A 25,075-nucleotide genomic window follows, 5' to 3' on the forward strand; every position below is an offset into this window, starting at 1 on the left:
TATTTATATTTCAGTTTGCCGCATAAATAAATAGATCGGTATTAACCCGGCCAGTATCAGCGTAACCGCAGGTAAAGCCGCCTGTTCCCATTGGCCTTCGGAAGTCATTTCATAGATTCTGACCGCCAGCGTATCCCAACCGAATGGGCGGGTCATCAGCGTAATCGGCATCTCCTTCATGACATCAACAAAAACCAAAGTGGCAGCGGTAAAAATGCCCGGTTTCAATATCGGAATATGCACTGTCTTGATCATCGCCCAGCCATGCACCCCCAAACTCATCGCCGCCTCATCAACGCTGTGCGTTATCCGTTGCATTGCGCTGTCGATGGGATAATGACTCACTGCCATGAACCGTATCAAATAAGCAATCAACATGATGGCCAACGTGCCTTGAATCAACTGACCTGTTTCTATTTGAAACCAGTGTAACGCCAATTCACTAAGCTGCCCATCCAGCCAGACCAGCGGTACGTATACGCCAATGGCCAACACTGCGCCCGGTAATGCATAACCAATGGTTGCGGTACGCACTGCATAGCGCGTGACGGGATCAGGATAACGCCGCACCGCATAAACCATGGCAATCACAACCAGGCAGATCAGCAAAGAAGCCAGACCGGATAATGTCAGGGAATGCCAGAGAAATTCCAGGTAACGGCCTACATCGTAATCCTGTGTAAACGACTGCATGGCCCAATAACACAATTGCGCCACGGGCAAAAAGAATGCAAAAAACAATACGCTCACCACGAAACCGATGACCATCCAGTTATGCCAGCCAGTCAATTGAATGCGTTGAGCTTGCGCGCTTCTTTTAGTTTCGGCATAACGCATGCGGGCTCTGAACTGCTGTTCCAGCACAATCGCAATAAAAACTATAATAATCAATAAAGAAGCCAACTGAGAAGCGGCATGCAATGAAAACATGCTAAACCATGCCTTGTAAATGGCTGTGGTAAACGTATTGTAGTTAAACACCGCAACCGTTCCGAAATCCGCCAGTGTTTCCATTGACACGAGCATGACGCCCCCTGCTATCCAGGGACGCGCCATAGGCAACACTACTTTGAAGAAACCCTGCCTGCGGCTGAAGCCGAGCGATTGCGCAACCTCTAACGAACGCTTGCCCTGGCTCAGGAAAGCATTCCGCGCCAGCAAATAGACATAGGGATAAAAAGCCAGGGTCATGACGATAATAACGCCCATCCTGCCACGTATATCCGGAAACCAGGACAGATCGGAATCCAGCCATGCACGCAATGCAGTCTGTATCGGACCGGTAAAATCAAACAAACCCAGCGCAACAAATGCCGTTACATAGGCGGGCGTCGCCATCGGCAACAACAACGCCCAGGAAAAAAAACGCCGTCCGGGAAATTCATACACCGCGGTAAACCAGGCCAGGCTGATACCCAATAGCGCAGTCCCGGCGATCACGCCCAATACCAGCCAAAAGGTATTGAGCAGCAAAGGAATCAGTGTGGTTTCAAATAGATGCTGCCAGATCTCATCCGCCGGCGCCAGTACGGATGAAAGAATCACGCCAATGGGCGCCAGTACCAGTGCAGCCGCGACAAAAGGTACCCAACGCCAGATAATCATCAATTATTTGAAAAAAGACAGAACAAAAAGAAATTGGTATTTTCAGGAGATTGATCTTCCACCATTTCAGCCTGCATCAGGCTCCTTACTCACGCGGTTTTTACTGATACCCTGCACGATCCATCAGCTTTACAGCTGTCGTCTGCAATTCTCCGGCCTTGACCAGATTCATTGGATTTTGCTTAAAGCTACCCCACTTCGCAACAAATGGATCCGCGGCAATTTTAGGATTGACCGGGTATTCCATATTCACATCGGCGAAAAGGTTTTGTGCTTTATCGGACGACAAGAATTCCAACAGCTTAATCGCGGCTTGTTCATTGCGGGCGTGACGCGTGACCCCCGCACCCGAGATATTGACATGCACGCCACTGCTATCCTGATTGGGCCAGAAAATCGCCAGCGGCAAACTCGGGTCATTTTTCATTAAACGGCCAAAGTAATACGTATTGACCAATGTCACATCGCATTTGCCGGCCGCCACAAACTCCAATGCCCGGGTATCATCGGACAATGGATCAGTGGCCAAATTAGCCACCCAGCCCTTAACGATCTTCTCCGTCTCGGCTTCGCCATGCTCGGCAATCATCATCGCCACGAGAGATTGGTTGTACACTTTCTTCGAAGTACGCAAACACAACCGTTTGCTCCACTTGGGATCAGCCAGATTTTCATACGTTGAAAGTTCCGCGGGATTCACTTTTTTCGTGTTATAAACCAGCGTCCTGGCTCGTATGGACAGCCCGAACCACGCATTGCCCGGATCGCGCAAATGCGCCGGGATATTACTCTCAAGCACCCCGGATTCAACAGGTTTCAACAAGCCTTTCTGCGCAGCTGCCCAGAGATTGCCGACGTCTGCGGTTATCAGCATATCCGCCGGGGTATTTTTCCCTTCAGCCTCCAGCCGGGCAAGTAACGCGCCCTCATTATCCGTGGCGTATTTGACTTTAATCCCGGTTTCCTTGGTAAAAGCATCAAACATCGGTTTAATCAACTGCTCAATCCGCGCGGAATACACAACCACTTCATTGGCATGCACGGGCTGAGCGATCAATAACGAAAAAACGAAAGGAACGGTAATAAAAAAACGGCTTAAATTTGGGCTTACCATGAAAGAAATTCCGGGGAAAAAGTTTTATCAATCGAATTAATCAATGACGAATACTATAGTATGAATAAGAATAATTATCAATTAAATATCTATCGTGCAGAACAGTAAGATCCCGATCAATTCTCGGTTACCGGCCGCGGCCATGAGCCCAATTCCTTGCTTCCCACCAGAGGCAATTTAATGGCGAGCGGATTCCAGTTCATGCCAAAAGACAGTCCCAGAAAATTGAATTCAATGCCTTCCACCGCACTGATCAGCACGCCCAGCAGGCCAAAAAATGAAATCTGCAAGCCACTGCCACTCGGCGCCTGTGAAATAAACCGGTAACCCAGATAATCCTTGCCAATCGCTGTCGGCGGCAAATCCAGCCGCAGCTCCGGCACCGCGCGTGAAACCCAGGCGGTAAACGTATTGGAATTCGGCCCCGGCCACATGGTGTAATCTTTCATGTAGGGATAGCTATTAGCCGCCTGATCAATTTTCTCGATCAACGCATCCACCCTGTCACCGCGCATATCCGCCAAAATCTCGGGCATATTGCCGTACCAGCGCCGGTCAGGCGCATTCTCATAAACCGCCAATACCGACCTCTGGCTACGCCGCAACCACCCGATCACCTCATAAATCGTGTAAGACTTGGCTCTCGTGGGTTTCACGGCAATCCAGGTATGAATCCCGAAATAACCACGCCAGCCAAAAGCGCGCGCGCCATAAACCTGAATGATCGCCTCAGGATTCGTGACGGGATCAGGCGCTATGCCCACCGGCTCGCGGCTCGCATTCCACCAGTACTGCGCCTCCACATGCTGCGGAAGAAGCAGCACGGAAAGCAAAATCATCACCCAACAACTCAACAAAATAGAACGCCCCACGCTCTGCATAACAGATACCAACATCCTGAGAAAATCCGGTTTAGTCAATAACTTTTCGAATAAAGTAATAAAAATTTTGATTAATCAACGTTGTCATAAAACGTTAAGATTTTTTATACTACCCATCTCAATTATGACATTACAGCATCGGTGAAACACTAGCGGCTAATGTATACGGCGCAAAAAATTTCCTAGAGACTACTTCGACGGAAGAAAGCCGCTTAACCGTGGAATTAGATGACTAACGTGGAGCTCACCGGCAGTTTTTAAGTGTGGTTTTGTGGATTACTTTTGTGCAGCAAAACCACAAAACTGCGGCTTAAAAACTGTCCAGCACACAAGTGTGCGAGCTTGAGCGACTTGTTAGTTGCCGCTTCCATTTGCATTGAATTCAGCAACTTTAATTAACATTTCCTGTTGCTTTTCTTTTGGTAAATCCTGAAAATCAGGAGCCTCAGAGCCAATTACTTTTACTGGACCATTGCCTGTTATTATGTAGCCGGGGTCACCTTCTATAGCTAATATATTGTAGGAACTACCGCAACCAGTACAGAATAGATCGCTGTTACTGTGGGGCGGGCGCCATTTATTTAAGTGCCCACATAAGCATGGTAAGTCTATGATTCTTTGTGACCCAATTAAAGAAGAGCAAACAAAGAAATAATAGCTATTGTTTCTAGTTTTTATACCTTCTTTGAGAAGGGAAACAAGATTGCTTATATGCTTCTCTATGACGAGTTCTTGTGAACTTGAAAAAATTTTAGAGACGCAAGAGCTTAGGCTTGGCAAATATACTTTGTGTATAAAATTAATGCATGTTTCCAGAATCTGGTATTTTAGTTCACTAAAATTTTCTGTGCTTGGCAGGTACGGACTTTTCTCACTGCCGAAAACCACTTGGGAGCCAGCCTGCGAGGTAAAAAAGGTAGAAATGTAGCCTATATGTGTGAACTCAGAAGAAAATTTAAACAGATTATTGATTTCATTTTTAAATTTTATGTCTTCAGAAGCCACCAAATTTAGGTTTGTAAATAGATGGTCAACTTTATTGGAAAAAGTAATATGCTGACATTTTGTTATTGATGAATTTTTCCAGTCTTTGAAGTTTAGCTTTCTAAATTCAAGTAGAGCATCTTCTATTTCTTGGTTAAATAATCCTTGACGAATTGATTTAGTTGCATATTTCTCAAAACTGTTAAGTGATAAGAGGACGTGATAATTAAACTCCTTTGGATCAAGGAGTTGTAGTTGATATGAGTCGGTAACGAGACTGTCTATTAATTGCCGAGTTGCTGTTGCAAGATTATTGTAATTCATGAAGCCTCTATGAAGAAGGCTGACATTATCAATGGTAATTCCGTGCCTGTTATCTGGTGGTGTATAAGCAGACAATTTTTTTATTACTTCTAAATCATTTAAAAGCAGGCTGGGTATAACTGAAATAAATGGGTGCAGGCATTCATTTTCTCTGAAGTCGCCTTTCAGCGATAGCCTATCATTAAATATAGATTTTAAATGATCAATAATGAATTCGAGATAGACTATGCCTTTCTCGAATAAGTCATGGGAAAATGCGATGTTGTTGCATAGGACTTCGTAGTTGCTTAAAGCAGCTGTGCTTTTCCGTTCCGTAAGATTTGATGCAATCTTTTTTAATATATCAATTTCATTCATCTATGACTCCACTGTGGCTATGGAAGGCAACTAACGTAATATATACGACAAAAAATATCTCATAACCTGGAACGAAATGTCATATAACTTGACTGACTACACCGTATGTTTTTATTTTTAAGTAGCTCTGCAAGATAAGCCCTCTAATATATATACACCAAGTACAAATTTATTTTACCCTCCCGCATGCGACACCGAGATAAAGAAATATATAGTCAGTACTTATTCCCACGCTTACCCAGCATCTCAGGCAATTCACGCAAGAAACGCCCTGCCCCCGCCATCTGGCGGCGCAGCATGACCCAGTCTTCCGCTCTTTTTTTCGCATCCAGGCAGCGCATCAAGCGGATTCTGAGCGCTTCATCCTGATGGTTCAGGATAGCCGCCCACAGCGTATCCTCCACATTGTAAATTTTGCCTTCTTGCAAGCTGACAGGAATAACCTGCTCGGCTGGCACAGCCAGATCGGCAGCAACGGCGCGCACTGCGGCGGTTATATTTGCTGACTTGGGGTTCGCGGTATCGGTCAGATCATAGGGCGGCTGCCATTCATTCGCCGGACGCAGCCGGTCAATAAAACTGACAACGACCAGCAACGGCGCAGGGCGCCGGTCCATTCGCGCGGCTTGATAGGTACGCAAGGCATCGAGGAGTTGCCGTTCAACTTGCCGATCCGGGCGATTGGCCGGGCTGACCCACAAGATCAAATCCGCATTCCCCGCTGCGGTCAGCATTGGCTTGCTGTCAAAAAATGCGCTATCGCAACCCGGGCTGTCGAAGATCAGTGCCTGGGTGAACCCTTCGCGCGATAACACGAAGGGTTCAAGCGCTTGTGTCGTGCCCGTCAAAACATCGGTAGTGGTTTTAAGCTCTCCAAACAAGGCATTGATCAGGCTGGATTTACCTGAATTGGATCGGCCCAGCACAAGTATCCGCAATGGCTCGGCCGCCGATGCCGCCGTTTGACCGGCTTGTTCCAAATCTACCCTGGATTCCGGTGTCGTTGACTCGGTTTGGCTTTCATCGCCAAGCGGCAAGCGCCCGCTATACAGATCGATGGCGTAATAACCGACTTTGCACACATAAGTACGCAGAAACCAGCGGTGCAATTCATTTCTGGCCTGATCAAAGCTGCGCTCGCGCAAATGCCGCCAGGCTTCGCTCAGCAAGGCATTCACCGGATTGATGATAACGCTGCCCGCGCGGTAAACATTGAATGCTTTCTCCGCTTTGACCTTCCAACGCTGAATCCGAAACAGATCGCCCATCGTCAGGCGATTGCTGAAGGGTATGTTTTCTGCGATATCCCTGCGCAGCTCACGGCTGGCCCGCTCGATAATCAATAAAGTATGCGGCAAGGTCAGTTCATAGAGCGGTTTCTCAACCTCCGGATGATAACAATGCGCCACCGTTTCCATCGCTTTCCGTCCCAGCTCCCAAATCCATCGGCCATCTTCAAGCGGCCAATCCTCCGGGTTACACGTTGCGGCCAGCGCTTCAACCTGCTGCCATACCGCATCCGCACGCGGCGGCCATTCCGGATTCGGCTCGGTCGACATATTCATCAATATTTGGCGCTCCTGCCGCACGAGCAATTGCTGCAAGCCATAACCCAGAACGCCGCACACCACCATCGCGATCAACCAGTACAGCAGATTTCCGCTTTGCCATAACCACAGCACGCCAAAACCCAGCAAGGCCAGCACGGGCAATAACAACAGAATGACTACCACTAAGCGCAACGGATCAACGGTTGGCAGCGATTTTTTCATTTGGATTGATTCCGTAACCGGTCTTTGAGTATGGAAGCGCCCTGTTCCAGTTCCTGCGCATAAATCCTGCGTAATGCTTTTGGATCAACCTTCAAGCCATCCTTGCGCCTGGCAAAAAAATAAATCGCCGCTTTTCCCAATGCGTAAGTGGTCGCGCCGCTGGAACTGGCGCTCCATACCGCGCCTATGGTTTGCCCCCAGAAGGGAATCACCTTGACCACAGTGCGGCTCAGCATGCGCGTAAGAAAACCGGTCGCGATCCCCGCGCCTGCCAATCCCAGAAATTCGGTGATCGTGCTCCTATTCCAATACTGCCCATAAAGCAACGCAAGACTGTGCAAAAGTTTAGCCTGCACCGCGGACACGGCCACCAGGTCCACCACCGGCAAAGCGCCCAATCCGGCCGCCGTTAGCGAATAACCGACAATATGCTGATGCGCGGTACGCGCATACAGATCATGCACTTCCTTATCGCCGCTCAACTGATGTTGCAATCCTAACGATGTCAGCGATTCGATCGCCTGCCACAATGCTGCCAGCCCATAGTCATGCGGTTCAAATCCATCTTCAGGCAGGGTTAAATCCACAGCCACCCAACGCATGGGCGCAAAACCAGGTAATTTTTTCAAAGCATCGCGTTGTGCCTGCAAAGCGCGGCGCAAATCAAGCGGGACCGTTTCCGGCAAGGGATCATCCTCATAAGGCCAGGGGTGCACATGACCATATCCGTCGGGATACAGCTCGTGCAAGCCCGTTTGCACGATCAATACAGGCCATTCAGGGTGACGCTGACGGATGGCATGCAATACTTCAAACACCGCAGCCTGATTGATATCAGCCACTTTCATCACGGCAACCAGCAAATGCGCCTGGGATTCGCAATATTGAATATCGTCACCCGGATCATAGGCAACTTCTCCCAAGCCGCGCGTATCCAGAAACCGGACAATGGGAATATCGGCTGGAAAATCATAGAAACGGGAATTGCGCGTGCACGGTTGAAAACCATTGCCGATCTCGGCCGCTGCGCTACCGGTCAATGCCCGGATAATCGAAGTCTTGCCCGCCTGTGTTTTGCCCAACAGCCATAGCACCGGTACCGGCATCTTGATACGCGCTTCGCGTAAAGAGGCTTCCAGCAAATTTTCATCGACTCTGGGTTCCAGCAGAGCCGTCCGCAATTGCTCCCAGTAGTCCGTCCAGTTTTTCAGATCGCTTAATTTCATCACGTTGTCATCTTATCATCAGTAAAGACAGAGTTAAGTCTGAGTCATCACGAATAGTGTTCAAATTTATACGATTCTTTTAACCTTCTCCAGGAAAAGAAGGCATAAAAGGCGTTATTACATCGTTTTTACCGCATCGCCGGGCTGTTAAAATGCTTATTATTTGAATCGCAAAAGAAAAAATTTATCTTTAGTATCAACTAGGTTACTTATGCAATTTGAAGTTTAATCTTAAAAAGGGGAAGACCAATGAAACCAAGTAAAAAAATGCAAGGCTTTTTTTCTTTGACCGCTGCCGCAATGCTCATGACCACAGCGCCTGACAGCGCGAACGCCGGAATGGAACCCTTTGTCGGCGAGATAAGCTATGTCGCATTCAACTTTGCACCGCAAGGTTGGTATCAATGTGATGGGCAAATCCTCCCTATCAACCAGTATCAAGCGCTCTTCTCCTTACTGGGCACCAATTACGGCGGCAACGGGACAACCACCTTCGCCCTGCCTGACATGCGTGGCAAAGTCCCCGTGCATCAGGGGCAACATCCCGGCGGTTCGATGTTCACGCTGGGTCAAACCAGCGGCGCGGAAAACATAACGCTGACCATAAACAACATGCCCGTCCATAATCATCCGGCTACAGCGACCTCGGCTTCCACATCAGCCTTGGCACCGGGCGGAACCGCAACATCGACATTAAAAGCAGTCAATAGCGACGCGGACATAAAAACCGCGGCAGGAAATTCTCTGGCCAATGCCAAAGGTTTGAACAGCGCTTACTCCGCATCTGCGCCGAATGTCAGCATGAGTTCCGCCTCGATCGAGACCACGCTCGATGGGCTCAATATCGTCACCACGACAAGCACCAACGTCGATATTGGCGCTACAGGCGGCTCTCAACCTTTTTCGGTGATGCAGCCGTATACCGTTGTGAATTGCATTATTGCCTGGAATGGCGTTTATCCTTCGCGTCCTTAGTTTTGATCAACCTGGTTATTTGATATTCCTGCCGGCAGAAAATGAAGAAAGCCTTGTGGGTATTGCTGTGCATCGTGACTTTTCTGTCCGAAGCCTGGGCGGATAAAGTAAACGGCATAGATGCACCAGCAAGCGGCCACCCTACCTTGCAAGACGCCCAGGACGCATTGGCGTCCGGCGATTATGCCAAGGCTTTCAGCGGATATCATGATGCCGCTGCGCGTGATAACAACGCTTTGGCGCAATTTTCATTGGGTCTTTTCTATCAGAATGGCTGGGGGCGAGAAATCGACCCGGCCACTGCTTGCCGGTGGTTTGAGAAAGCTGCGCAGGGCGGGATTCCGGTAGCCCAGCATTCGACCGGCGTGTGTTTTGACCAGGGCATCCATCATCCGGAAAATCCGGTCACAGCGGCCCACTGGTTCCAGAAAGCAGCCCAGGCAGGGCACCTCTATTCGTACTGCCATCTTGCCAATCTGTTGATGACCGGAAGAGGTTTTCCCAAGGATCCCGTAAAGGCGATGGAACTCTGCCACCCTGCGGCACAGCAAGGTTCCCCGCCCGCACAACTCTGGATGGGCAAGTTTTACCTGCATGGCGACCCGGCCATTCGGAATCAACAGGAAGCCTATCGCTGGTTTGCAGCCGCCGCGCAGAAACAAGCGCCTGAAGCCTTTTATTATCTGGGTCTGATCATGCAGAGCCATTCATCGGGCAAACATGCACCGAAAGAAATCAGGCAAATGTTTGAACAAGCCGCCGCGCTCAAATATATCCCGGCTTATTTTCCTGCAGGCAAATATTTCCACGATGCGGAACCGGATCCCGAAACCGGCCACTTATCCGCCGAACATCTGGCCAAAGCTTATCTATGGCTTTCAGCAGCACTGCAACAATCCCAGGACCCGGAAGAAATATCGGTTGCAAAATCGATGGTGCAGCAGATCCTCGCCGTCATGCCGAACACATGGCTGGCCGGGCTGGATCAGAAGGTTGCACAGCATTTACAGCGAGATTAAGCAAGGAGCCTGTTGATGAAACTCAACCTTACCGGCATCAAATCGATCACACGAACCACAGCAACATTTGAGTGATGTATTTTCCAGAAGCATCGTTAATCCGCAGTTTTAAAACATTCAAAGGAGCCACGCAATGACCACTACCAATTTCGACAGCGGTTTGCTAGTCACTAACGATGGCGTTACTTCGGCCACGTATAGCGGGTGGACATTTGGCGCCAGCAGCACAGTGGATTTCGCCAATCCCGAGTCTGCAGATCTTACGTTGCTTTTGAATCAATCCGGCGGGCGATCCATTATTCTCAATTATACCGGCAACGTCGTAACCGATTTCTATTTCAAATCTTCGGATGGCGCCGATTTTCAGCTCAATTCATTCAAAATTGACAATGGCCCGAATGGCGCTTCAAGTTCTTTGACCATTGCCGGTTATCGGGATAATGCTTTGATCGTCAGTGCGGAATCCGTCAATTTAACCACCAGCGATGCGGCTGGAAATATCACTTATACGCAGCAAAATAATGTCGGACCAAGCTATAGCGGACTACTGGCGTTCAACTCCGCATTTAACAATATCGATGAAATACGTTTTGTTTTTGGCGGTGCAGTAGAACTTACCGTCGATGATATCGACATTTCGGCAGCGGTTGTCCTTCCCGCGATCACCTCGGCCACTTACGACGCCAGCAGCAATTCTCTGGTAGTCACGGGTATCAATATGGTTGCTACCGGCGGCGCATCGAATGATATCAATGTTTCAAAACTGACATTGACCGGACAGGACGGCGCAACGTATACCCTCACGTCGTCCAATGTCGAGATCGATTCCGCCACGCAATTCACCGTCGTACTGAATGCCGCCGATCAACTCAGTATCGAAGGCTTGCTGAACAAGAACGGTACCTCCTCGGTCGGCGGCACCACTTACAATATCACCGCGGCGGCTGACTGGAATCCTGCTCAAAGCGGGAATGCCGACACCACGGGTAACGGCGTTACCGTCAGCAACGTGCAAACACCGGCGATTACTTCCGCCACATATGACGCGAACACCGGCACACTCACCGTTACCGGCTCGAACCTGGTCAAAGCCAGCGGAGCAACCAATGACATCACAGCCAGCAAGTTCACATTCACCGGCGAAGGCGGTTCGACCTACACGCTGACCGACACCAGCAACGTCGAAATCACTTCCGGCACCGCATTTACCCTTACGCTGAGTGCAACCGACAAAGCGGGTATCAATCAAATCGTCAACAAGAACGGCACGTCTTCGACCGGCGGCACCACGTACAATCTGGCAGCGACGGACGACTGGAATACCGTGATCGGCAATACCAATATTGCCGATACCACCGGCAACGCAATCACTGTCAGCAACGTTACCGTACCGGCGATCACGTCAGCCGTTTACGATGCCAATAGCGGCGCGCTGGTGGTGACCGGCAGCGGTTTTTCAGGTCTGAATGGCGCCAGCAATGACATCGTCGCCAATAAATTCACCTTCACCGGCGAAGGCGGCGCTGCCTATACGCTGACCGACACCGCCAATGTCGAGATCACTTCCGGCACCGCATTTACCCTTACGCTGAGCGCGACCGACAAAGCGGGCGTCAATTTGATCGCCAACAAGAACGGCGCGTCTTCGACCGGCGGCACGACATACAACCTCGCTGCCGCGGAGGACTGGGCGGCGGGTGCCGATGCTGCGATCGTCACTGCGGATACGACCGGCAACGGCATCACCGTTTCCAACGTTACCGTACCGGCGATCACGTCAGCCGTTTACGATGCCAATAGTGGCGCGCTGGTGGTGACCGGCAGCGGTTTTTCAGGTCTGAATGGCGCCAGCAATGACATCGTCGCCAATAAATTCACCTTCACCGGCGAAGGCGGTGCTGCCTATACGCTGACCGACACCAGCAACGTCGAGATCACTTCCGGCACCGCATTTACCCTTACGCTGAGCGCAACCGACAAAGCAGGCGTGAATTTGATCGCCAACAAGAACGGCGCGTCTTCGACCGGCGGCACGACTTACAACCTGGCCGCAGCGGAGGACTGGGCGGCTGGCGCCGATGCTGCGATCGTCACTGCGGATACGACCGGCAACGGCATCACCGTTTCCAACGTTACCGTACCGGCGATCACTTCCGCCGCTTACGATGCCAATAGTGGCGCGCTGGTGGTGACCGGCAGCGGTTTTTCAGGTCTGAATGGCGCCAGCAATGACATCGTCGCCAATAAATTCACCTTCACCGGCGAAGGCGGTGCTGCCTATACGCTGACCGACACCAGCAACGTCGAGATCACTTCCGGCACCGCATTTACCCTTACGCTGAGCGCAACCGACAAAGCAGGCGTGAATTTGATCGCCAACAAGAACGGTGCGTCTTCGACCGGCGGCACGACTTACAACCTCGCCGCAGCGGAGGACTGGGCAGCTGGCGCCGATGCTGCGATCGTCACTGCGGATACGACCGGCAACGGCATCACCGTTTCCAACGTGGCTGCACCGGCGATTACCTCCGCCACTTTTGACGCCGGCACTAATGTACTGACGGTAACCGGAACCAATTTTGTCGCCAACAGTGGAGCGAACAACGACGTTGCGGTTTCTTTGCTGACATTAACCGGTGAGGACGGCAGTTACACATTAACGTCTGCGGATGTTGAAGTCTCTTCGGCAACCGCTTTCAGCATCACGCTGAACGCAACCGATCAATTGGTTGTGCATGGATTGCTGAACAAGAATGGCACCGCTTCTTCCGGCGCGACGATTTACAATATTGCTGCAGCCGAAGACTGGATGGCCGGAACAGCTGCGTCCGTCGCCGTCGCCGACTTGACAGGTAACGGAATCACGGTAAGCAATGTTCAAACCCCCACCATCACTTCAGCTACTTACGACTCCGATGCCGGCATACTGGTAATAACCGGCAGTAATCTTTTTAACAAGACCGGCGCCGGTAACGATATCGATATTTCCACGTTGACCCTGACCGGCGGTACTGGCGATGCTACTTATACGATCACCAGTCCGTCGGATGTGGAAATTACCTCGGCGGTTTCGTTCAGCGTTACCCTATCCGGCGCGGATAAAGCTGCTGTCGACGCGTTGCTGGACCAGGCCGGAACAACCTCTTCCGGCGGTTCCACCTATAATCTGGCTGCCGCAGACAACTGGCTGGCTGGCGCCGATAGTGCTGCTGATATCAGCGATGCAATCAATGCAGTGACCGTTTCAGTCAATCCAAGAATCACGTCTGCCGCCTACGATGCATCCTCCGGCGCTTTGGTTGTCACCGCCACTAGTCTGCAAGCCAATGGCGGCGGTGCCGACATCGACGCATCTCTATTTACGTTCACCGGCGAAGGCGGAGCAACCTATACGCTGACCGATTCCGCCGATGTCGAAATCACTTCCATCAGCGCGTTCACCATTGCGTTAAGTGCTACCGACAAGGCCGCCGTCAATCAGATCGTCAATAAAAACGGCACCGTTTCCACCGGCAGCACCACCTATAACCTGGCTGCCGCGGATAACTGGAACACCAATGCCACCGGCGGCGATACCGCGGATGGCACCGGTAACAGCATCGCCGTTTCCAATGTGGCCGCGCCAGCCATCACGTCCGCCACTTATGACGCCAGCACTGGCGCCTTGGCAGTAACCGGCACCGATTTCCTGAAAGCCAACGGCGCAACCAATGACATCGATGCATCCAAATTCATTTTCACCGGCGAAAATGGTGAAACCTACGCGCTAACCGATTCCGCCGACGTGGAAATTACCTCCGGAACGGCATTCACCATCACCCTGAGCAGTACCGACAAAGCCGTGATCAACCAGATCGTGAACAAGAACGGCACGTCTTCGACCGGCGGCACGACTTACAATCTGGCCGCCGCGGAAGACTGGGCGGCGGGTGCCGATGCTGCGGTTACCGTCGCCGATACGACAGGTAATGGCATTACCGTATCCAACGTGGCCGCACCGGCGATTACGTCAGCCGCTTACGATACCGGCAGCGGTATATTGGCGGTCACCGGCAGCGGCTTCTTCAAAGCCAGTGGCGCAGCCAACGATATCGATGCTTCCAGATTTACTTTCACCGGTGAAGGTGGCGCTACCTACACACTAACTGATTCCACCGATGTTGAAATCACTTCCGGTGAAACATTCACCCTCACTTTAAGCGCAACCGACAAAGCCGCAGCTAATCTTCTTTTGAATAAAACGGGTACGTCATCTACCGACGCGACAACCTACAATCTGGCTGCCGCGGAGGATTGGGCGGCGGGTGCCGATGCTGCCGCCAATGTGGCAGATCTCGCGGGTAATGGCATTACCGTAACGGTCGTGACTTCATCTTCCGGCGGTGGCGGCAGTGGCAACTCAACGACCACGACGGTCGATGGCGTCGAAATTGCAACCACAACGCAACCGGATGGCACTGTAATAACCACCCTATTGCTCATCACAGAAACACGGAAGGATGATCCATCTTCGCTGCTGCGTGATCATGCGGATATTCCGCTGATTACCGGAGCATCGGGTAATACCCTGCTGACTATCAGCTTACCCATCGGCGTCGGAATGAATGCCCAGGGTTTGCCTCAGGAAATGAATCTGACTGATACCCGAAGCGATCTGATCCAGCGCGTTGCACAACAAACCGGAATCGATAGCGCGGATGAAAGGATCGTTAATCCGGTTGAAAATTTCCTGTCCACGCTCAATTCTGGAGCCACGCTTAGTATTCGCGCCGTAACCCCCACGATTAACAGCAATCAGGCCCCCGAGCTACCCATTATCATTACCGGTACGGAAAATACCGGCGATCCCCGGCAGGCACTGATAATCGATGCCAGTAATCTGCCACCCGGCAGCATTCTGCAATTAATGGATGTCGCATTTGCATTTATCACCGGAGCAGTCAACATAACAGGAGGCGCCGGTGAAAATTATGTCGTGGGTGACGATCACAATCAATACATCGTGTTGGGTGCCGGTAATGATATTTTGTTTGGCGGCGGCGGCGATGATACGATCGGCAGCCTTGGCGGCGACGATCAGACTTCGGGTGATGCCGGCAATGATATCGTTTTCGGTGGCGCCGGCAATGATCGGTTAAGCGGTGGCAGCGGTAATGACCGGCTCAACGGCGGATTGGGTTTCGATACTGCGGTACTGGAAGGGGAATTATCAGATTACCGGATTGAAATAAGCAATGACAACGTCACGCTGACACAGCGCAGTAATGGAGAAATGGATACATTGACGGATATCGAATTGCTGCAATTTGTTCCAGGCGATACCGTGGCCATAGCTTACTCCGAAAATGAAGCGATTGCGCATCATCTGGCAAAAACATGGCTGGGGCGTGATTTAACGGCTGTTGAAGGCAACGCGGTACAGAACTGGGAGAACGCGACCCCTGATGATATCCTGACGGCTTTTTACAGCCTCCCTGAAGCCCTTGAATTTCAGGACAAAACCAGTAGTGAACTGCTCGATGGTCTTGAAACCAATCCAGCGATTATCCGTCTGGACGCAACCCGGGACTTTACGGGGGGCGATGAAAACGATCAGGGTTATTTGCCGCTGGGATTATCCATCAATGCCAATGGTGGGGCCGGCCATGACGTTTTGCAGTTGCCGGGCGCACGTGAAAATGTGCATCTGGAATTTTCCGATGATCGGCTGGAATTGACGCAACTCAGCGATGGCGCCATGTTGAATCTCAAAAATGCTGAAATGATTGCTTTCGACAATGGAGAATCAGTTGTCATTGCACACAATACAGCCGAAGGGATTTTAGGCCGCCTATTTCATAGCTTCTTCGATCGGGATGCCACTATTGCTGAATGGCAATTGGGACGGGAAGCGCTGCAAGCTCAGATCAGTCCTGACACCATTCTGGACTGGTTCCAGCAGCGCGCCGATCTGGATGCGTTAACCGACGCAGCGTATGTGCAAACAATCTATTCCCGGACACTGGATCGCTCCGCCACAGACGATGAGCTTAGCCTGCAAACGTCGCGGTTGGCTGACAGCCAGGTTGAGCGAAAATGGCTGGCAGTCGAAATTACACAGGGCAGCGAGGCTGCAACCCATTTAATCGGCAGCGTGATGCTGCAGGAGGGATGGATATGAAGTTTTATACACCTGCATAAATGTTACGTTCAGTAATAAGTAATAGTGAAAAATCGACACAGCGCAATTCAATAAATACGCCTTAATTTATGCCTTTGCAATTGAGAGCATATTAATAAATCAGTTGCACTATGCCAATGAGACTCTGGTCGCCATGATGACAAGCGCAACAATGGGCAAGAAAATATATAAACGATCCTGTCCATGAGTACGAATATTGATTTTCATAACCATCATGAATGGAATAGATATCAAAAAGGTGTTTTGCACAGCTTGCAAAACCATAGGAGAAACTTGCAAATCCCCCATAACTATAAAAACCACAAACCCGATAATGAGAAGAACCAACAGCTCAAAGTCTGATAAAAAGATAATCTCTTTACATTCGGTGAACACCAACTTCAACATCACCCATAAACATGCTATCACCGACAGTCCGTTTATATATTCATGGAGCCAGGAAAACTGAGCCAGCGCTGAGAGATTGTAAACCAGTATCAACGCAAAAATATTTAAATATAAAGTGCCATGCAGAATACTTAAGTCTGCCGCACGTCGCGTGCGAAAGGAAAAAAATACCAACAATCCTGCCAGACCATATAACATCAAAACCTTACTACCGCTTAAACCAAACAGTGGTGCAAGCAGTACAGGAAGCAGCAATGCCACAAGTATTGTGATACCGATTGAATGCCATCTTTCAAGCCAATGAGCCATCAGTTTGTAAACATCAGATTGCCTGAGTTTATCAAAATAAGGAATCGTCCATTTTTTGCTGCAAATACCGGTTTTTCGTACGAACAGGAACCATGAAAACATCAACAATCCTGCGCTGACCAGACTCAGAAAGATCACCCAATCCGGTTTGGATTGCAGCATGATTGCTAATAAACCGAAGGCAAACATCGCAAGATAGATCACCGATACTACTGCCGGTTGAGACAACCCGATATCGATCAAACGATGATGCAAATGCCTCCGATCAGAAAGAAATGGATTGTTCTTGGAAAAAATACGCCCTGCCATTACTGACAATGTATCAAACAGCGGCAGCGCTATTATCATAGCAAGCGCGGATAGCGGCAGTTGCGGAGCGGTATGATTCAAACTGACAAACATCACCCCTAACACATAACCCAACATCATACTTCCGCTATCCCCCATAAAAACTCTGGTGGGATAACTGTTGTGACGTAAGAAACCAATAATCGCACCAATTAGAGATATGGCAATTATCATTAACCCATCGTGATTGACACTCCAGGCAAAATAACCCAAGAATGCCAGTGCAATTACTGAGATTCCACCCGCCAGACTATCCAAGCCATCTGCAAAGTTCAGGGCATTGATGATCCCCACCAAGAGAAATATCGTGAAAAACATTGATGCCTTACCTAATTGTATGTCACCAATACTCAGAATATTCCCAATATGCTCAATTTGCATGTCGCTCAGATAAACAAACAATGTTGCGGATATAAATTGACCCAGGAATTTCCAGCTTGGTGAAATTTCCATGATGTCATCAACAGCGCCGGTTATGACAATTGCGATCAATCCTGTCAGAAAGGCAATAAAGAAAATATTCAGCGGAAAAAAAATCAAACAAATTATTACAAAACTAATTGAAATTGCCAGGCCACCCATTCGCGGCTTTGGCGTTGTATGAACACTCCGCAGCTTTGGAATATCTATCGCTCCAACCTTCTGAGCCACACTGGAAGTAATTGGCACAAGCAACAGTGACAAGAAAATTGCCAGAGATAATATTAATCCAATAAATTCAACTGACATTTCAGCCATAGACAGCACTGATTATTCGAAATACCCACTACAGGATTGCATTTTAACTACCGGGGCTTTTGTCCAATTCACCAGCTTATCGGCTGCTTCGATGTCAATAAATTTGTTCCGGGCCAACCATCGATCCAGTTTCTTATGGGCGCCTTTCAAGCCTACATAGGATTTAAATCTTCGATGGAGCGGAATATTTAAAACTGGCTGATCAACATCAAAATCTCGCGGATGAAAATATGTCATCATATAGTCAGCCTGATTGGTCAATTTCTGAATCGCCCAGAACGGCATCAATCTGAAATATCCTCCTCCGGAAAATACTAAATTTTTACCTAAAATCTTCCCAAGACTGATTGGGAATTCTTTAATTTGCCCGCTTGCACAACCTAATAGGGAAGGCCGTGCTCGTCCAAAGTTTTTATAGCCGCCATGCCCCCGTTCAATAGGGAAAATAGAACTATCTCTTTCGATTCCATTTTCAAGCAAAGTTTCGACTATCCAGGTATTTCCTCTAACAAATGAGAAACCGGGTGCTCGATAGGTTTTAACTTTTTTTCCGGTAATATTTTCCAGAGTGCAAATTGAACGCCTTAAATCTTCTCGGAATTGACACCGGGTTTGCTGATAGACTAATTGGTGCATGTATGAATGGGAAGCAACTTCAAAACCAAGCTCATCAATCCGGCGAATAATTTCCGGATAATGCTTAGCTACCCAACCCAGGCAAAAGAAAGTTGCTTTATGCCCATGCAGCAAGGTTAGCTCCAGTAAACGATCGACATTGGCATGGATGCGTGGCTTAAAATTGCGCCAGTGAGCTTCAGTTGCAGTACACTCAATATCCAGCATATGAAACCAATCTTCTATATCGTAAGTCAGAATATTCATCTTAACGAAATACACGCAATATCTTATAAAGTCAGCTCAGTATAAAATGTTGTCCGTGTTTTGTTGAGGAAAATCATACGCAAGCAGCATATCTCATTTTATTAAAATAATATATACGTCAAATAATTAACAGTAAGTGAGTGAGATGATGTTCTTAAGAACACTACGACAACTTCTGGAATAGTATTACCCAGCCCTCCGACGATCAACTTTAGTGAAATAATTGTAGCGCACAAATAAACTGCTCCGGGTTTGTAGCACATGATCTGACCGGTTTTATATGGATTCTTAGAAGTAAGGCATGCCGATTTTCAAGGAGCCGGAAGCGGGATTTATAGAGAGCAGGACAGGAAAAACCTGCCCTGCTCTGTCATGACGCTCCTTATTTCAGATTCATGCAATTGGCATAGTACGTCACCGTTGCCGGCCAATCGGAAAAAATGCCGAGAATGCCGACATCCTGCGCGAGAACATCCAAAGCCTGATACATGTCGCCATCATTGTTGATTACCGCATCGGGAGAAACTGGATTGGGATTCTGACCGTTCAGCGTTTGGAAGTACCAGTCGCCGCCGTTAGTCAACGGGCCGTCGCGCTCGAATGTCCAGGTAATAATATCCAGTCCCGCGTCTTTCGCTGCTTTTGCGTAACGGGAAGGTACAATCCCGCCGTTTTCAATTTCCAGCAGCATCCACATCGGTGGCGCAATGATTTTTACGCCATCAGCGACCAGCTGAGTCATTGCCGGTGACCAGGTAGCCGGGTTGCGATGGTCAAACGCCGGGTCGTCATAACGGCCATCGAGATAAACCGTCTGCCTGCCGAAGTCCGGTTCATGTTGAATCCAGTACAGTACATCAGCGAGGTTGAATGACTGCGCCCAGACTTTGGATGAACGCACACCGGCTTCCTTGTACTCATCAATCAGTTTCTGCGCATAATCGGCCTGCGAAAAACCGTCGAAAGGCATTGGTACGCTTGGGGACTTCAGTTCCGGGGTCATTTTGACGCCCAGCTTCTGAAACAGTGCGATACTTTCCTTGTGCGTCAGCAACGTGCCGCGTGTCGCATAAAGATCGGTCCTCCAGTCAGCCGTCCCTTTCAGGTATCCGGTAACGCTGGTAGCGCGCGTATTAGCTGCATCCATCTTTCCCTGCAGCGATTTGAATTCGGCCAGCGTAATGTCGCTGGTGCAGCATTGCGCCACGGCGGGCGCAATCAGGTTGCCGTCAGCATCAAGAACCGCGGGCTGGAACGGCACTGAACATTTTTCCGCCAGCGGCGTTTCCAGAATATTGGTCGTGGTATGCAGATCGCACTGCGAATGACGGCACACCAGTTCCTTATCCTGGGTGAATGTCACATCGCATTCAACAATCCCGGCGCCCATTCTGGCAGCAGCTTCGTATGACTCCAGCGTATGTTCGGGAAACTGCAATGGCGCACCGCGATGGCCTATGGAGAAGCCGGTGCGTTTGAACGGACCTTTTTCACAGCTTTCCAGTTTGTTTTTTAATGCACTCTGATCCATATCCTGAACCAGAAAAAATGGCCGTGGACCTAATTGAATGCTATGTCCGCGGTCTTTGTTGCCATTATGCGCGGATTCGCCGCCTTTCCCGCTCCAGCCCGCCACCGGCAACGCCAGAGCAAATACGGTAATGCCCGTCAGTATCATGTGCTTCATGCTGATCTCCTCTGATAATGATATTTCGATGTCATTGCACGGGCACATCTCATCATGGCAATCCGTACAATGAACCGAAATATTATCGAGTGAATGTTTCTGCTTGATGGCTGTTGCATGAAACTTTAATGACTTTATGATTCATACAACTGCGGGAATGATGCGGGTAAAACAAGGCATAACGCGCAAGGTTGGGGCGTGTCAGTCAGATCAAGCCTCAGTGAATCTCCCGTCATCGTACACATCCATAAATTGCACACAAAAATTCATGTGATCGATCAAAAATATCATGAGATAGGAAATATGAGATTCTGCCGAAAACAAAAAGGATCTCATAGGATACGATTCCCATCGTAGACAGGATATTTCAGATAAAGCACGGACATTATTCGAACCCAATTTGCCTGGCGCGCAGGAATCACCGGACAAAAGCGATGCGTATATGAGAATATTTCAAGATTTTCCTGCGAGCCAGTGTGCGCATTCAAGTCCCAATTCTTTGACTGCGCGCGCTTCATACTGGGCTGAGTCGCTCGCAGTCAGGGTATCCATCCAACGGCCATTCACACCTTTATTAATGAATACTTTTGCGCCTTCATCCCAGAATGCACCACCTAGCGGCACGCTTCTCGTGGCATTATTTTTCATCCAATCGAATGAGCAATATTCCATTATAAAAGGCCATCTGTCTTCATTAATGGGAATATCGAGAAAGCGTGCAATTCGACGCATTTCTCCCGGCATATCGCGTTTGAGATCGTTGAAATGAAGGAGCAAGAGATTGGGTAATTCTCTAATCGTCCACCAGGAGCGAATATTTTCCCAGAATGACCAAAAAGGGTAACCGTCCTTGTCCATCCAGTCATGCCAACATTTGCGAATATCTGCCGGCAACGGCGTAAAAGGGGAACCTACTAGCCCTGGAGTATCATTTAATGCCGCATACATAGCTTGATTTCCGTTGGAGTAATGGTTATACAGGCTCCACAGAACATCCCGGCCATCACGGCCAATATAGATATACTTTGCTTTAGGCGAATATACCAGCGCATCAACAGGCAGGTGCGTTTTTAAAAACCTGCGATGCTTTTGCGCTTCTACCTGAGGTAATTTTATTGCTTTGGGGGGTACGCGTAGATCAAGCCACGGCGACATTTCCGCTATTGTCAGATCTGGATCGCCACTAAATAATAACTGCCCTACAATTTGTTGGGTCCAAGTTGTGCCTGATTTAGCATATGTTGCAATGACGATATCATCGGATCTGAACTGAAAATCATTCCAGATTGTCGAGTCAAAATGATTACTTTGCAGTTCCCTGGATTTTACCGGCCATTCAATTAAGGTAGACATTCGTGCTCATATCCTTTTCAATAAAGAGTATAAATCTAAACATTTATTTATCTGCGGTTCACCAGGTGGTTAAGGAAAATAAGCACAAAAGATCAAATAATTGTGACTCTTAGACCGAGTTATAAAAAAACCTATTCCCACATTATTAAAGGATTTGCGCTCAAATATAGCTTAAAAAATAGATCCTGGTTTTTTGTTACAGAAAGGGTAACAACCATAATTACCAGATGCCATCATCACCTTCTTTCAAGCATGATCCATTAGCATCCAGTCCGTATGGACACACTACTTGTTCACCAGCAAGTTTTTTTTCATAATTTTCCCTTTCTCTTTCATTAATTATCACCGTAGGACGACCACACCCGGCTATCAGCATAACTAACAGAGCAATAGTAACTGCATTGATAATACGCTTCATAAAATAACTCCCTATAAACTTTATAATAACCTTATTTTTCAATGTAGAATTGTCCACTGCTTCTTATATAGAATAAAGACTGATTTTTGGATATGATTGCTCCATTAATGGAGCAATGAATATGGAATTTTTGAATGACATGGCCCTGTTCGTGGAAGTTGTCAAGGCCAAAAGCTTTCGCGGTGCTGCCGATATTATCGGAATGCCGAACTCAACTCTATCGCGACGGATCAGCGCGCTGGAAAAGATGATTGGGTTGCGTCTTTTGCATCGCACAACGCGCAAGATCAGGTTAACCGAGGCTGGTCAGATTTATTACGAACGCTGTAAGCGTATTGTCGATGAAGCCAAGCTCGCGCACGAACAACTCGGCGAAATGCTCGCACAGCCCAGTGGGATACTCCGCGCTTCGCTGCCTGTAGATTTTGCCGTGACCTACATGACACCCTTGATCGCCGAATTTGCAAGACTCTATCCGAGCATCGTCTTCGATTTCGATCTTACGTCACGGCGGATCGATCTGATGAGTGAGCCATTCGATGTAGCAATCCGCATTGGAGAACTGGAGAATTCGCAATTGATCGCGCGTCCATTGGCTGTTCTCCCTGTGTACCTTTACGCTTCGTCCCGTTATCTTGAGCGCTCGGGAGAGCCTGCGGAGCCTGCCGATCTGGCGCACCATGAGTGTCTAGGCCTCATGAAGACTAGTGAGTGGACACTGCACGATGGGGTGCACACCACCAAAGTTTCTATTGGTAGCCGGTTCACGCTCAACAGTGTCAGGATGATTTGCCGCTTGGCAGCGCTCGATATGGGCATCATCATGATGTTGGAGAAAATTGTTGCCGATGATCTTGCCAGTGGGCGATTGCGTCGCGTACTGCCCCAATGGCATGGAACTCCGGTGCCCGTCTACGCCGTTACGGAAACCCGGTTACTGCCCGCAAAAACACAGCACTTCATTAAGTTCTTACAGGAGCATCTGAGCAAGGTTTAGCGGGATGCATAAATTTATTCATATGCCGCGCTCAACTGCCAGCCCAAGAAATTTGATCAAAATTGGTGTTCGGTAAAACTTTGGCTCTGCATGTCCATTTTCCCAGTTACCAATAAAAACACGTCATCTTTCTTCGCCACCGTGCAAATCAGATGCATTGCCCTCCGGACTGATATCTCTCTTTTTCTCAAATTATTACCTTATTTGTCATAGAGTTTCATCTATTACCCACAATTTCTGTGGATAACTTTGTGAATAACTCTTGGTTTGGTTGGCTAACTTAAATATTTCTAAGGGTTTTTCTTGAATTGATTAATAAGTTAACACTTTAATTATGGTACACTTATCATATGGTTAGGATATATTTCTCAGATTGACATGAAGTTATTTGTCATAGCAATTGTATCTTACTGAAATTGTGGATGACTCAGAATGTCAAGAAAAATTTCAGCGCGCGGAAAAACACACACCCCAGTAAAAGCCAGCTAGACAACCATCCGATGAAACCGGTAGTTTTTACTGAATGATGAACAATAATATGAATCCGTTTCCCCGAGGGTACTCCTACAATCCGGATGGAACATGATGCGCTTGTGCATCCAGAAATTGCTGCAGATGAGGCAATAGCCTTGATGGATCTTCTTCCTGCACCGCATGACCAACACCGCTAAAGATAATCAGCTTCGAATTGGGTAAATTCTCGTGCAGACGCTCACCAATGGCCAGCGGCACAATTTCGTCATCCCTGCTCCATACGATTAGGACAGGAAGCGACAAACTCGAATAGTTTTCTGAAAATTGCTGCAAATCTACCGGCAACATCTGCCGTGCGGTAGTGAACGTTGCGTACTTTGCATTGGGTTTGGCGAGATTGCCTGCGTAGTGATCAATGGCGCCTTGCGGAATAGTGGCATCATTAAAATACACTTTCTTCAGCAAGCTTTTCACCTGGATGGAATTTGGGATAGCGTAGATCATCAGCGGCCCCAGTACCGGAGTAGCCAGCATGCTCACGAAGCTGGGCAGTTCTTGTGGATACGCAATACTGTCTATCAACACCAGGCTGCGTTGCAGATTCGGATGCGAAGAGGATAAATATATCGATGCAGCCAAGGCTACCCCGCCACCATACGAATGCCCGATAATGTGCAGATTCTTCAGGTTATTCTCGATGATAAAATTTCTTACCAGCCTCGCCTGTTCATAAACGGAATAAGCGTTATCGCGCGGTTTGGGCGATTCGCCAAAACCTTTCAGATCGATCGTGATTACCCGGTATTTCTGCGCCAAGGGTTCAATAATATGACGCCAGCTATAACTGCTGGCACCGAAACCGTGAATCAGAAGCACCGGATCCCCTGCACCGAAACTCTCCGATGCCAATCGCAATTCACCGGCCTGTTCCGGATTGCGGTATTGCGACCAACCCGGAATATCCTTATCCATAACCGCGCAGCCGCCAAGACCGAGAATCACGGACAGAGAGGCCAAAAGCAGAACGCTTATGCGAGAATTTTT

General features: G+C 48.8%; 16 protein-coding genes. 4 read left to right on the forward strand and 12 right to left on the reverse strand.

Translation table 11 applies throughout. The features are described 5' to 3' along the window. Positions 1-3: 3 nt before the first annotated feature. From C4S39_RS05240 to C4S39_RS05265, 6 genes are all read right to left on the reverse strand, one after another. A complete protein-coding gene (locus tag C4S39_RS05240; RefSeq protein ID WP_103965994.1) occupies positions 4-1,605 on the reverse strand; it encodes an ABC transporter permease in 1,602 nt (533 codons plus the stop codon). A gap of 100 nt (positions 1,606-1,705) precedes the next feature. After that, positions 1,706-2,719: a Fe(3+) ABC transporter substrate-binding protein gene (locus tag C4S39_RS05245; RefSeq protein ID WP_181023757.1), complete on the reverse strand. Its 1,014-nt coding sequence runs from the start codon at positions 2,717-2,719 to the stop codon at positions 1,706-1,708. 116 nt (positions 2,720-2,835) lie between these two features. Continuing rightward, a complete protein-coding gene (locus C4S39_RS05250; protein ID WP_258039297.1) occupies positions 2,836-3,615 on the reverse strand; it encodes a DUF3750 domain-containing protein in 780 nt (259 codons plus the stop codon). A 339-nt stretch (positions 3,616-3,954) separates the two neighbouring features. Next, positions 3,955-5,265, reverse strand: a complete 1,311-nt coding sequence (locus tag C4S39_RS05255; RefSeq protein WP_103965995.1) for a hypothetical protein — start codon at positions 5,263-5,265, stop codon at positions 3,955-3,957. 215 nt (positions 5,266-5,480) lie between these two features. Continuing rightward, positions 5,481-7,037, reverse strand: a complete 1,557-nt coding sequence (locus tag C4S39_RS05260) for a GTPase family protein (protein ID WP_103965996.1) — start codon at positions 7,035-7,037, stop codon at positions 5,481-5,483. Next, on the reverse strand, positions 7,034-8,263 hold the full coding sequence (locus C4S39_RS05265) for a YcjF family protein (protein ID WP_103965997.1): 1,230 nt from the start codon (positions 8,261-8,263) through the stop codon (positions 7,034-7,036). The genes C4S39_RS05260 and C4S39_RS05265 overlap by 4 nt, the downstream gene beginning before the upstream one ends. A 249-nt stretch (positions 8,264-8,512) precedes the next feature. Between C4S39_RS05265 and C4S39_RS05270 the strand changes: the two genes are divergently transcribed. From C4S39_RS05270 to C4S39_RS05280, 3 genes are all read left to right on the forward strand, one after another. Further along, the gene (locus C4S39_RS05270; protein WP_103965998.1) at positions 8,513-9,238 is read left to right on the forward strand and encodes a phage tail protein; all 726 of its coding nucleotides are present in this window, start codon (positions 8,513-8,515) and stop codon (positions 9,236-9,238) included. A 41-nt stretch (positions 9,239-9,279) separates the two neighbouring features. Beyond that, on the forward strand, positions 9,280-10,257 hold the full coding sequence (locus C4S39_RS05275; RefSeq protein ID WP_103965999.1) for a tetratricopeptide repeat protein: 978 nt from the start codon (positions 9,280-9,282) through the stop codon (positions 10,255-10,257). 133 nt (positions 10,258-10,390) lie between these two features. Next, positions 10,391-16,417, forward strand: coding sequence for a beta strand repeat-containing protein (locus C4S39_RS05280; protein WP_103966000.1), 6,027 nt, complete (start codon positions 10,391-10,393; stop codon positions 16,415-16,417). A gap of 129 nt (positions 16,418-16,546) precedes the next feature. Here C4S39_RS05280 and C4S39_RS05285 read toward each other — a convergent pair whose 3' ends face one another. From C4S39_RS05285 to C4S39_RS05305, 5 genes are all read right to left on the reverse strand, one after another. Continuing rightward, positions 16,547-18,220 (reverse strand): glycosyltransferase family 4 protein, encoded by a 1,674-nt coding sequence (locus tag C4S39_RS05285; protein ID WP_103966001.1) that lies wholly within the window; start codon positions 18,218-18,220, stop codon positions 16,547-16,549. Between the two features lie 12 nt (positions 18,221-18,232). Beyond that, complete coding sequence (locus C4S39_RS05290; protein WP_103966002.1) at positions 18,233-19,102, reverse strand: polysaccharide deacetylase family protein; 870 nt, start codon at positions 19,100-19,102, stop codon at positions 18,233-18,235. Between the two features lie 382 nt (positions 19,103-19,484). Then, positions 19,485-20,789, reverse strand: a complete 1,305-nt coding sequence (locus C4S39_RS05295) for a glycerophosphodiester phosphodiesterase family protein (RefSeq protein ID WP_219817917.1) — start codon at positions 20,787-20,789, stop codon at positions 19,485-19,487. 453 nt (positions 20,790-21,242) lie between these two features. Further along, positions 21,243-22,142 carry a sulfotransferase domain-containing protein gene (locus C4S39_RS05300; protein ID WP_103966003.1) on the reverse strand — a complete coding sequence of 300 codons (900 nt, stop codon included), beginning with the start codon at positions 22,140-22,142 and terminating at the stop codon, positions 21,243-21,245. Positions 22,143-22,362: 220 nt separating this feature from the next. Continuing rightward, the gene (locus C4S39_RS05305; RefSeq protein WP_103966004.1) at positions 22,363-22,560 is read right to left on the reverse strand and encodes a hypothetical protein; all 198 of its coding nucleotides are present in this window, start codon (positions 22,558-22,560) and stop codon (positions 22,363-22,365) included. 121 nt (positions 22,561-22,681) lie between these two features. Between C4S39_RS05305 and C4S39_RS05310 the strand changes: the two genes are divergently transcribed. Continuing rightward, a complete protein-coding gene (locus C4S39_RS05310) occupies positions 22,682-23,557 on the forward strand; it encodes a LysR family transcriptional regulator (RefSeq protein ID WP_103966005.1) in 876 nt (291 codons plus the stop codon). 564 nt (positions 23,558-24,121) lie between these two features. Here the strand turns inward: C4S39_RS05310 and C4S39_RS05315 are convergent. Further along, positions 24,122-25,048: an alpha/beta fold hydrolase gene (locus C4S39_RS05315; RefSeq protein ID WP_258039298.1), complete on the reverse strand. Its 927-nt coding sequence runs from the start codon at positions 25,046-25,048 to the stop codon at positions 24,122-24,124. Positions 25,049-25,075: the final 27 nt, after the last annotated feature.

The organism is Nitrosomonas ureae (assembly GCF_900108305.1).
Taxonomy (GTDB): Bacteria; Pseudomonadota; Gammaproteobacteria; order Burkholderiales; family Nitrosomonadaceae; genus Nitrosomonas; species Nitrosomonas ureae_B.

What these genes read in the sequence shown, in the direction of transcription:
- C4S39_RS05240 (WP_103965994.1), bottom strand. Translation starts at nt 1,605, where the DNA reads ATGATTATCTGGCGTTGGGTACCTTTTGTCGCGGCTGCACTGGTACTG.
- C4S39_RS05245 (WP_181023757.1), bottom strand. Translation starts at nt 2,719, where the DNA reads ATGGTAAGCCCAAATTTAAGCCGTTTTTTTATTACCGTTCCTTTCGTT.
- C4S39_RS05250 (WP_258039297.1), bottom strand. Translation starts at nt 3,615, where the DNA reads ATGTTGGTATCTGTTATGCAGAGCGTGGGGCGTTCTATTTTGTTGAGT.
- C4S39_RS05255 (WP_103965995.1), bottom strand. Translation starts at nt 5,265, where the DNA reads ATGAATGAAATTGATATATTAAAAAAGATTGCATCAAATCTTACGGAA.
- C4S39_RS05260 (WP_103965996.1), bottom strand. Translation starts at nt 7,037, where the DNA reads ATGAAAAAATCGCTGCCAACCGTTGATCCGTTGCGCTTAGTGGTAGTC.
- C4S39_RS05265 (WP_103965997.1), bottom strand. Translation starts at nt 8,263, where the DNA reads ATGAAATTAAGCGATCTGAAAAACTGGACGGACTACTGGGAGCAATTG.
- C4S39_RS05270 (WP_103965998.1), top strand. Translation starts at nt 8,513, where the DNA reads ATGAAACCAAGTAAAAAAATGCAAGGCTTTTTTTCTTTGACCGCTGCC.
- C4S39_RS05275 (WP_103965999.1), top strand. Translation starts at nt 9,280, where the DNA reads ATGAAGAAAGCCTTGTGGGTATTGCTGTGCATCGTGACTTTTCTGTCC.
- C4S39_RS05280 (WP_103966000.1), top strand. Translation starts at nt 10,391, where the DNA reads ATGACCACTACCAATTTCGACAGCGGTTTGCTAGTCACTAACGATGGC.
- C4S39_RS05285 (WP_103966001.1), bottom strand. Translation starts at nt 18,220, where the DNA reads ATGGCTGAAATGTCAGTTGAATTTATTGGATTAATATTATCTCTGGCA.
- C4S39_RS05290 (WP_103966002.1), bottom strand. Translation starts at nt 19,102, where the DNA reads ATGAATATTCTGACTTACGATATAGAAGATTGGTTTCATATGCTGGAT.
- C4S39_RS05295 (WP_219817917.1), bottom strand. Translation starts at nt 20,789, where the DNA reads ATGAAGCACATGATACTGACGGGCATTACCGTATTTGCTCTGGCGTTG.
- C4S39_RS05300 (WP_103966003.1), bottom strand. Translation starts at nt 22,142, where the DNA reads ATGTCTACCTTAATTGAATGGCCGGTAAAATCCAGGGAACTGCAAAGT.
- C4S39_RS05305 (WP_103966004.1), bottom strand. Translation starts at nt 22,560, where the DNA reads ATGAAGCGTATTATCAATGCAGTTACTATTGCTCTGTTAGTTATGCTG.
- C4S39_RS05310 (WP_103966005.1), top strand. Translation starts at nt 22,682, where the DNA reads ATGGAATTTTTGAATGACATGGCCCTGTTCGTGGAAGTTGTCAAGGCC.